General features: G+C 61.6%; 11 protein-coding genes. 2 read left to right on the top strand and 9 right to left on the bottom strand.

Going from position 1 to position 7663, the window contains the following annotated elements:
* The first annotated feature begins 32 nt into the window (after positions 1-32).
* Positions 33-734 (top strand): class I SAM-dependent methyltransferase, encoded by a 702-nt coding sequence (locus Q368_RS0108360; protein ID WP_029458363.1) that lies wholly within the window; start codon positions 33-35, stop codon positions 732-734.
* The gene (locus tag Q368_RS0108365; protein ID WP_029458361.1) at positions 727-930 is read left to right on the top strand and encodes a YwbE family protein; all 204 of its coding nucleotides are present in this window, start codon (positions 727-729) and stop codon (positions 928-930) included. The genes Q368_RS0108360 and Q368_RS0108365 overlap by 8 nt, the downstream gene beginning before the upstream one ends.
* On the opposite strand, the gene Q368_RS0108370 is transcribed toward Q368_RS0108365, so the two are convergent.
* From Q368_RS0108370 to Q368_RS0108405, 9 genes are all read right to left on the bottom strand, one after another.
* Entirely contained in the window at positions 931-1185 is a 255-nt protein-coding gene (locus Q368_RS0108370; RefSeq protein ID WP_029458360.1) for a hypothetical protein, read from the bottom strand.
* An 84-nt stretch (positions 1186-1269) separates the two neighbouring features.
* Positions 1270-1770: a DUF488 domain-containing protein gene (locus tag Q368_RS0108375; protein WP_029458358.1), complete on the bottom strand. Its 501-nt coding sequence runs from the start codon at positions 1768-1770 to the stop codon at positions 1270-1272.
* The gene (locus tag Q368_RS0108380; protein ID WP_029458357.1) at positions 1770-2351 is read right to left on the bottom strand and encodes a DNA-3-methyladenine glycosylase I; all 582 of its coding nucleotides are present in this window, start codon (positions 2349-2351) and stop codon (positions 1770-1772) included. Before Q368_RS0108380 ends, Q368_RS0108375 begins: the two co-directional genes overlap by 1 nt.
* Positions 2352-2354: 3 nt before the next feature.
* Positions 2355-3800, bottom strand: a complete 1446-nt coding sequence (locus tag Q368_RS0108385) for a menaquinone biosynthesis decarboxylase (protein ID WP_029458356.1) — start codon at positions 3798-3800, stop codon at positions 2355-2357.
* A gap of 430 nt (positions 3801-4230) precedes the next feature.
* The gene (locus tag Q368_RS24450) at positions 4231-5130 is read right to left on the bottom strand and encodes a glycosyltransferase family 2 protein (RefSeq protein WP_162179632.1); all 900 of its coding nucleotides are present in this window, start codon (positions 5128-5130) and stop codon (positions 4231-4233) included.
* Between the two features lie 261 nt (positions 5131-5391).
* Positions 5392-6267, bottom strand: a complete 876-nt coding sequence (locus Q368_RS0108390) for a hypothetical protein (protein ID WP_029458355.1) — start codon at positions 6265-6267, stop codon at positions 5392-5394.
* A gap of 59 nt (positions 6268-6326) precedes the next feature.
* A complete protein-coding gene (locus tag Q368_RS0108395; RefSeq protein WP_029458354.1) occupies positions 6327-6746 on the bottom strand; it encodes a hypothetical protein in 420 nt (139 codons plus the stop codon).
* A 195-nt stretch (positions 6747-6941) separates the two neighbouring features.
* Positions 6942-7256 (bottom strand): hypothetical protein, encoded by a 315-nt coding sequence (locus Q368_RS0108400; RefSeq protein ID WP_029458352.1) that lies wholly within the window; start codon positions 7254-7256, stop codon positions 6942-6944.
* Positions 7257-7663, bottom strand: a 407-nt coding sequence (locus tag Q368_RS0108405; protein WP_029458612.1) for a flagellar basal body-associated FliL family protein, incomplete at its 5' end; no start/stop codon positions are given.

Raw genomic sequence — 7663 nt, forward strand, 5'->3', positions numbered from 1 at the left:
AATCTTATCCATCCCATTCCCGCGGAGTCCAAATGCCCCCGTTGCAGCAGTTTCTGGATCTGGCCGCCGCCATCGCGCCGGAACACCGTTACCGGACCGTGTACGACACGGATCTTCACGTGCTCATGCCCGGCAAGGAGCCCATCGACGCCGACACCCTCGAGGCCTTTTCCCGCATCGCGTTCACCGGGCGCACCGTTGTCGATCTCGGCTGCAATTTCGGCTTTTTCGCCTTCCAGGCCAGCCGGCGCGGCGCGGCGCACGTGCTCGGCGTGGACTGCGAACCCCGGGTGCTCGAGGGCTGCGAACTGCTCAAGCGCCATTTCGGCCTGCCGCACGTCTCCTTCGAACGCCACGATCTCGATGACGCCGCATCCCCTCTGCTGGCGCGGCGCTTCGATATCGCCATGCTCGTGGAATTTATCGGCAAGACGTTCGTCGCCGAAAATCGCGTCGCCTCGGCGTTGGCGTTTCTGGAACGCCTCTCGAACCGTGAGTTGATTCTTTCGGTGCAGAAGATCTACTGGATCAGGAAGGAGCTCGGCACGACGCCGCGGCGGATGCGGGAGAGGTACGCGCCGCGGTACGTGGACGGCGGCGATTTTCTGCTGCTTGACTACGTGCGCGATTTCTTCGCCCCGCGCTGGCGCATGGAGGCGCTTTCGCCCATGGCCGAAGGCTACGAGAAGCCGCGCAAATTCCTGCGCTTCACGCCGGAGCACAGCCATGCCTGACGGTACGGTGCGCGCCGACATCCGCCCTGGGCTGCGTGTGGCCATCGTGCTCAAAAAGGACCAGCGCACGGGCGCGCTCACCCATGGCGTGGTCAAGGACATCCTGACCAAGGCGCCGCGCCATTCGCGCGGCATCAAGGTGCGCCTGGCCGACGGGCAGATCGGCCGGGTCAGGGAAATCGAGGGCGGGGCGTGATCACTCGGCCTTCCACAGGGTCTGCACGGGCGTGAAGTAGGCGTCGAGGGCGGGGCTCACTTCCACGGCCACTTCCTCGTCCCCGCGCCGCACCCGGATGTTGTCTTCCGGGACAAGGCCCGCCTCGACGGCGATGCCGCGCCAGCGTTCCACATCCTCGGCCACGAGTTCCTCGAATGCCGGCTCGGGCCGGCAGGGCCGGCAAAAACTCGAGACTTCCACCCACGTCGCGTCAGCTTCCTCGGGTTGGCCCATGCCTCCCGTCCTCCCTTCCGCACGCCACGCGCCCAGGAGCGCATGGCCGACGGTCTTTTTCGTTGCAGTCGTGCCCGTGCCGCGTCAGCGCGGCTCCTTGTCGCCGGTAAGGCAGGCCTGGACGAAGTCGGTCCAGGCCGCGGTATGGGGCTCCAGTCGGCCGTCGCCCCGGATATGGACCACTTTCGCGCCCCGGGCGAGCAGCGCCGGGGCGATGCGGTTGGCCCGATGGCAGTTGCGCGGGTCTTCCTCGGCGCAAAAAAGCGCCAGCCGCCGGGCCTGCCGCCAGGCGTCCATGATCCGGTCCACGCCCCGGGCGAAGGAAACCGCGTCCTCGATGCCGCGTCCCGGTGTCAGGCCGCCCAGGTCCCGGCCGAGGAAAAGGTAGCCCACGCCCCAGGAACGCAAGGCCCCTGCCAGGGCGTCCTTGGAAAAGTGCGGCTGGTAACGCGAAACAGGGTGGCTGCGTACGTCCACCAGCATGTTGACGCCCTGGCAGGCGAGCAGGCTCAGGAACGCCACGCGCTCGAGACTGCCGTGGCCGATGGTGTAGATCGGCCCGCGCGCCAGGGGTTCGCGGAACACTACCGCGCCCCGGCGAGCTCCCGGAAGCGGAAGCAGCCCTGCAAGTGGTCGTTGACGAGCCCCGCCGCCTGCATGAAGGCGTAGGCGATGGTCGGGCCGACGAAGCCGAAGCCGCGGGATTTCAGGTCGCGGCTGAGCGTCTCGGCCAGGGGCGTGGTCGGCGGCACCTCGCCCAGGGCGGCGAAATTGCCGACAATGGGGGTCCCGTCCACGAAGCGCCAGAGATAGGCGTCGAAGGAGCCGAAGGCTTCCCGCACGGCCAGAAACGCCTTGGCATTGGCCACCGAAGCCGCGATCTTGGCGCGGTTTCGCACGATGCGCGCGTCCGCGGCCAGGGCGGCCAGCTTGTCCGGGCCGTACCCGGCAACGACCTCGGGAACGAAGCCGTCGTAGGCCGCGCGGTAGCCCTCGCGGCGCTTGAGGATGGTGTACCAGGACAGCCCCGCCTGCGCGCCTTCGAGGAGGAGCAGCTCGAAAAGCGCCCGGTCGTCGTGCAGCGGCACGCCCCATTCCGCGTCGTGGTAGTGCACGTACAGCGGATCGCTCCCGCACCAGGGACAGCGCACGGGTTCGGCGGACATGGTTTACAGTCCCAGCTCGCCCCACAGGGCGTCGATGCGGGCCTTGACGTCCGCGGACATGGTCAGGGAGTCGGGCCAGTCGCGCATGTGGCCGTCCTCGGGACCCTTTTTCGTGGCGTCGATGCCCATCTTGCCGCCGTAGCAGGGCAGGGGCGCGGCATGGTCGAGCACGTCGAGGGGGCCGTCCACGATGACCACGTCGCGGCGGGGATCGACGTTGTTGCCGAGCCGCCACAGCACCTCGGCCGTGTTGTGCACGTTGACGTTCGCGTCCACGACCACGATGAACTTGGTGAACATCATCTGCCCGAGGCCCCAGATGGCGTACATGATCTTGCGCGTGTGTCCGGGATAGCGTTTGTCGATGGAGACGAAGCAGAAGTTGTGGAAGACGCCTTCGAGCGGCAGGCTCATGTCCACGACTTCGGGCAGCTGCTTCTTGATCAGCGGCAGGAACAGGCGCTCGGTGGCCTTGCCGATGTAGCTGTCCTCCATGGGCGGCGGCCCGACCAGGGTGGCCGGATAGATGGCGTCGCTGCGGTGGGTCAGCGCGGTCACGTGAAAGACCGGGTAGTCGTCGGCCAGGGAATAGTAGCCCGTGTGGTCGCCGAAGGGGCCTTCCCAGCGCAGTTCGCCGGGCTCCACGTAGCCTTCGAGCACGAACTGGCTGGACGCCGGCACCTCGAGGTCCACGGTCTTGCAGCGCACGAGCTCGACCGGAGCCTGGCGCAGGAAGCCGGCGAAAAGGAATTCGTCGATGTCGTCGGGCAGGGGGGCGGTTGCGGCATAGGTGCAGGCCGGGTCCGGCCCCAGGGCCACGGCCACGGGCAGGCGTTCGCCGGATTTTTTCGACAGCGCATGGTGGTGTGCGCCGCCCTTGTGGCGGTGCCAGTGCATGCCGGTGGTGTTCTTGTCGTAGACCTGCATGCGGTACATGCCCACATTGCGCTTGCCCGTGACCGGGTCCTTGGTGATGACTACGGGCAGGGTGATGAAAGGCCCGGCGTCGCCGGGCCAGGTGGTCAACACGGGCAGGATGGAGAGGTCCACGGCGTCGCCGGTCAGCACCACGTCCTGACAGCGGCCGGTCGATACGGTCTTGGGAAAGATGCCGGCCATCTTGGCGAGCTTGGGCAGCAGTTTGAGCTTGTCGATGAGGCCTTCCGGCTTTTCCATCTCGAGCACGGCGTCAATGCGCCGGCCGAGCGCGTCGAGGTCGTCGCACTCGAGCGCGAGGTGCATGCGCGGGTAGGAGCCGTACATGTTGGTGAGCACGGGAAAGCGTGCGTCCTTGGGCTTTTCGAAGAGAAGCGCCGGCCCCACGGCCTTGGAGACCCGGTCCGTGACTTCGGCGATCTCCAGGTAGGGGGCAAGGGGAGCGGCAATGCGTTTCAGTTCCCCTTTCTTCTCCAGCAGCTTCAAAAAATCCTGCAAGTCCTTGTATGCCATCGAGAATGCTCCAGAGCTGTCGGTCTTGGTCCGGCACAGGCCGATCCGAATCATTATACCCGAAGCCGCAGCCCCGTAAAGGGCCGGGTCGTGGCGGCCAGCAGCCGGGAACGGATCGCGTTGATGAAGGAATGATGAGCCTTCGATATAGTATGTCTCGAAAAAAAACCAGACACCATTGTATTGTTGAAGAAGTGCAATACGATATGACTGTTGGCAAGTACGGCTGCCAATGCTCTGTGGATAAATAGATTAAGGAGTGTGCCGGTATCGATACAGATGCGCGGCAAGACAAGCATGAGCGCATAGCCTATCTCTCTTGTGGACACAAGAGAGTGACACAAAATAGATAACGGTTTGGTAATAACGCAGTGACTTCATAAAAGCGTGTAAGGGCAATAATAAATAAAAAAATACTCTTCAATGGAGACTAGATGCTTGTATCGCTTTGGTCAAAAAAATAAAGTTTTCTGTTTCTTGATGCCTCGTCGAGGTAAATGCGTCTTTTTGGCATAGAATAATATCCCTTATTGTAATAGTTCTCAATAAACATTTCTTTAAACGCTGTTCTGTAAAGCGGGTGTATGTGTTCAAAGAAATTAATAATTGAAGAAAACACCTTTCCTTCTTCGCTTGTCCAGGTTCTAATGCTGTCTACATGATTGAGAAAGAACATTTCATCTTTTAATGAAACTTTTATGATAGAACATGATGCGGTTTCGCAATACTTATTTGCGAGCCATTCGAGGGGGCCTCCGATATAAGAATGATATGTTCCTCTAAATTTTTTTGTGTTGTTTATGTCAAGTATATTGTTTTTAACAACAAGCCCACAATACCAAGGAATCGATTTGAAGCTATCTTTAAAGTATTCAACAGGAGAGGAGTAAAAAACTATTTTGTCATTTTCAGGACCGCATCTTGTTATTACTTTGAATACTTCGTCAATATAATTATACGTAGCAAAGTTGAATTGGATAAAATCAGGCTCGTGCTGATTGATGATTGCTTTGATATTTCTTATGACATTAGTGTCAATACGATCGTCGTCGGCGAGGAGAATAGTGTAATCATTTGGCATTTCAGAAAAAGTTGTTACTACGGATTCAAAGTTATGGTCAAAACTGTGACCTATCGAGTTTCGATGATAGAATATCCTTCTGTTGGATGCGCAAATCGAAGCCATGTAACAAAGCGTGTTGTCCGTTGAACCATTGTCAAATACAAATATTTCAACATCGCTTTCAAGTCGGTCTAGTGAAGAAATCAATTTTGATAAGTAGTTAAATCTATTGTATGTTGTTATTGCTATACGGATTTTATGTGCCAAAATAGCCTCCGCAAATGTGAAATGTTTTTCTCGCCAAGATGTGTAGGCGGTATTGTGTCTCGTATGAAGAGAGAACTCTGCCGACTTATCTTAATTCTCTCTTTCGTAGTGAGAACAGTCTCTGCTGGTGTGTCAGGAAATGCTTCATACTAGAAAAATGATCACGTTATCCGAACCGTTAAACAATAAAGACAAGTCACGTGAGCTCGCTGGATACCCGCAGCCCTCGGCAATCCCCAGTGCCACGGCCCAGCTAAGAGTTTATACCCGAAGCCGCAGCCCCGTAAAGGGCCGGGCCGTGGCGGCCAGCAGCCGGGCCAGGAAGCCCGAGGCGAGCTCCGTGGGCAGCGGCCCCACGCCCTGGCAGGCCGGGGCGAGCGTCGCCCGGCCGAAGCGGACAGCGCCGAGGCCGGGGAGAAGCGCCTCGGCTTGCTCGCGGCGGTCGCACAGCAGCCGGTACAGCACCTGCCCGGGCCGCACGGAATCGATCGCGGCCACGAGCCCCGCTTCCTCCAGCCTGCCGCAGGCCCGCAGCGACCAGCCAGGGCCGCCGTCTTCGGGGCGCAGGCGTACGCATAAAAGCTCGGATTGGGCCAGCCCGGGAAACATCCAGGGGACGTAATGCGCCGTGCCTGCGTTTTGCGGCAGGAAGCCCCGGGCTTGGGCCAGGAGGTGGCGCGCGGCCGCGTAATCCTCCCCGGCCGCGGCATCTGCGGCGAGAAAGGCGGCAAAGGCGCGGCGCGCGGCGGTCAGGTCCAGGGGCGGCGGCGCGGGCGGGGAAAACCGGGCCAAACGGCGCTCGAAGCGGGAACGGGCTTCGGTCAGGGCGGCCAGAAGCAGGGCCGGGTCCGTGCCGGCCGTGGGCGGCGGCGTGATGTCCTTGAGCACGAGGTCCGGCTCCAGGCGCTCGATGCGAAAGACGAGCTCCCGGCCGGCGACGGGCTCGTGGTCGAGGCTGGCGAGCAGCTTGTGGCCGGCGACGACGATCCAGTAAAGCCCGTCCGGCCCCGGCGCAACCAGCCGGCCGCGCACGATCTGGCCGGGCCGCCGGCCGCGCCGGAAGGCCTCGGGATCGGAACGGTCCCTGCCTTCGCCTGGCGTTTGCGCGCCGCCGCCTCCCTGACCGGATATCCGCATGTTGCCTGTCCGCTACGCTCCGGGAAGTTCCGGGAAAAAGTGTCGCGCTCGGGCGTGCGTCAGCCCTTGTTCTGGGCGAGGATGAGCTCCACCTCGTCCAGGGACAGCCCCGTGGCCTTGGCCAGGGCGAGGGGGCTTTGGCCGCGCCGGGAACCGTTGACGATGATCTGGCGCAGGAAATCCGGAGACCGGCTGAATTCCTGGGCTTTCTTGACGAGCTTTTCCAGTTCCGCCCGCCGCTGCTCGAGCTTTTGGTCCAGTTCGGCCAGTTCGGCCTGCCGACGCGTGAAGCTGCCCACGAGCTCCTGCTCGAGCTTGGCGTTGAAGTCGAGTTTGTTAAGCAGCGCGTCCTGATTTTTTTGGAGCTTGGAGAGCAGGTCCTCGGAGCGGCGCAGGCGCGAGAAAAAGAGCACCACAAGCAGCAGGAGCGCGAGTTCGCACACGGTGAGGAAGATGACGAGGAGGGAATAGCCGTTCATGTTGGATGCCCGCAGCATACGCCGTCCGGGCGTGCCAAGGCAAGAGCGGCGATGGTCTTGCCGCTTGCGACGGGAGTTCCAAAAAGCCGACGCGGAAAAGAGAACGATGCGTTGTAGTTTTTTAACGGAGTCCAGAGGGCGCAGCCCTTTGGACTCCGGAAGCGCCCCTCCTCCCCATTTCCCGCCGGGCCCGTTTCAAATCTTGCGATCGATGATGTGTCCGGCAAAGGGCGAAGGGTTGCTGGCCTGCGTTTCCTCGGGTTCGGGGGCCGCGCGGCGACGGCGTTGCTGCCGCTGTTGGCCCGGGGACTGTCGTTCCCGCTGGTCGCCGACGGACTCCATGGCGTCCTGCTGCTCGATGCGCTGAGGCTGCTTGGCCTGGTCGGCCAGGAGCTGGCGGGCCATCTCCTGGGAGGCGGCCAGGGCGGCCTCGGGCTGGACGAGCTCGGCGTGCGCCACGTTTTGCACGTAGGGCATCGTCTGGAAGATGGTGGTCAAATCGATGGACATCTACTTCACCAGGTAGTCCTCGATAAGCAGGTTATCCAACGGTTGTGCCCCGACAAACTGGTTGATCACGGACAGGACGTCTTTTTTCAGCGCCTCGGCATTGTTCTTATCGGTCAGAAAGGCCAGATTCTTATTCTTGAGATAATAATACACGGCGTCGCGCACGACAATGCGGTTGCGCTTGAATTCGAGTTCCACGGCCGGCTCCTGGGTCACGGCCGTGAAGCGGATGGTCAGGAAGCGGGTGCGGCCGCCCGCGTCGGTCAGCTCCACGAGGAACGGCTCCATGGGCATGACGATTTCCCGTTTGGGCGCGGGCGGTTCCGGGGGCGGCGGCGTCGGGGCGACGGGCGGCGGCGGGGCCTCTTCGGCCGGTGCGGGCGACTCCGGGGGCGGCGGGGGGGGGG

This window comes from Solidesulfovibrio alcoholivorans DSM 5433, assembly GCF_000702665.1.
In the GTDB taxonomy this organism is placed as follows: domain Bacteria; phylum Desulfobacterota; class Desulfovibrionia; order Desulfovibrionales; family Desulfovibrionaceae; genus Solidesulfovibrio; species Solidesulfovibrio alcoholivorans.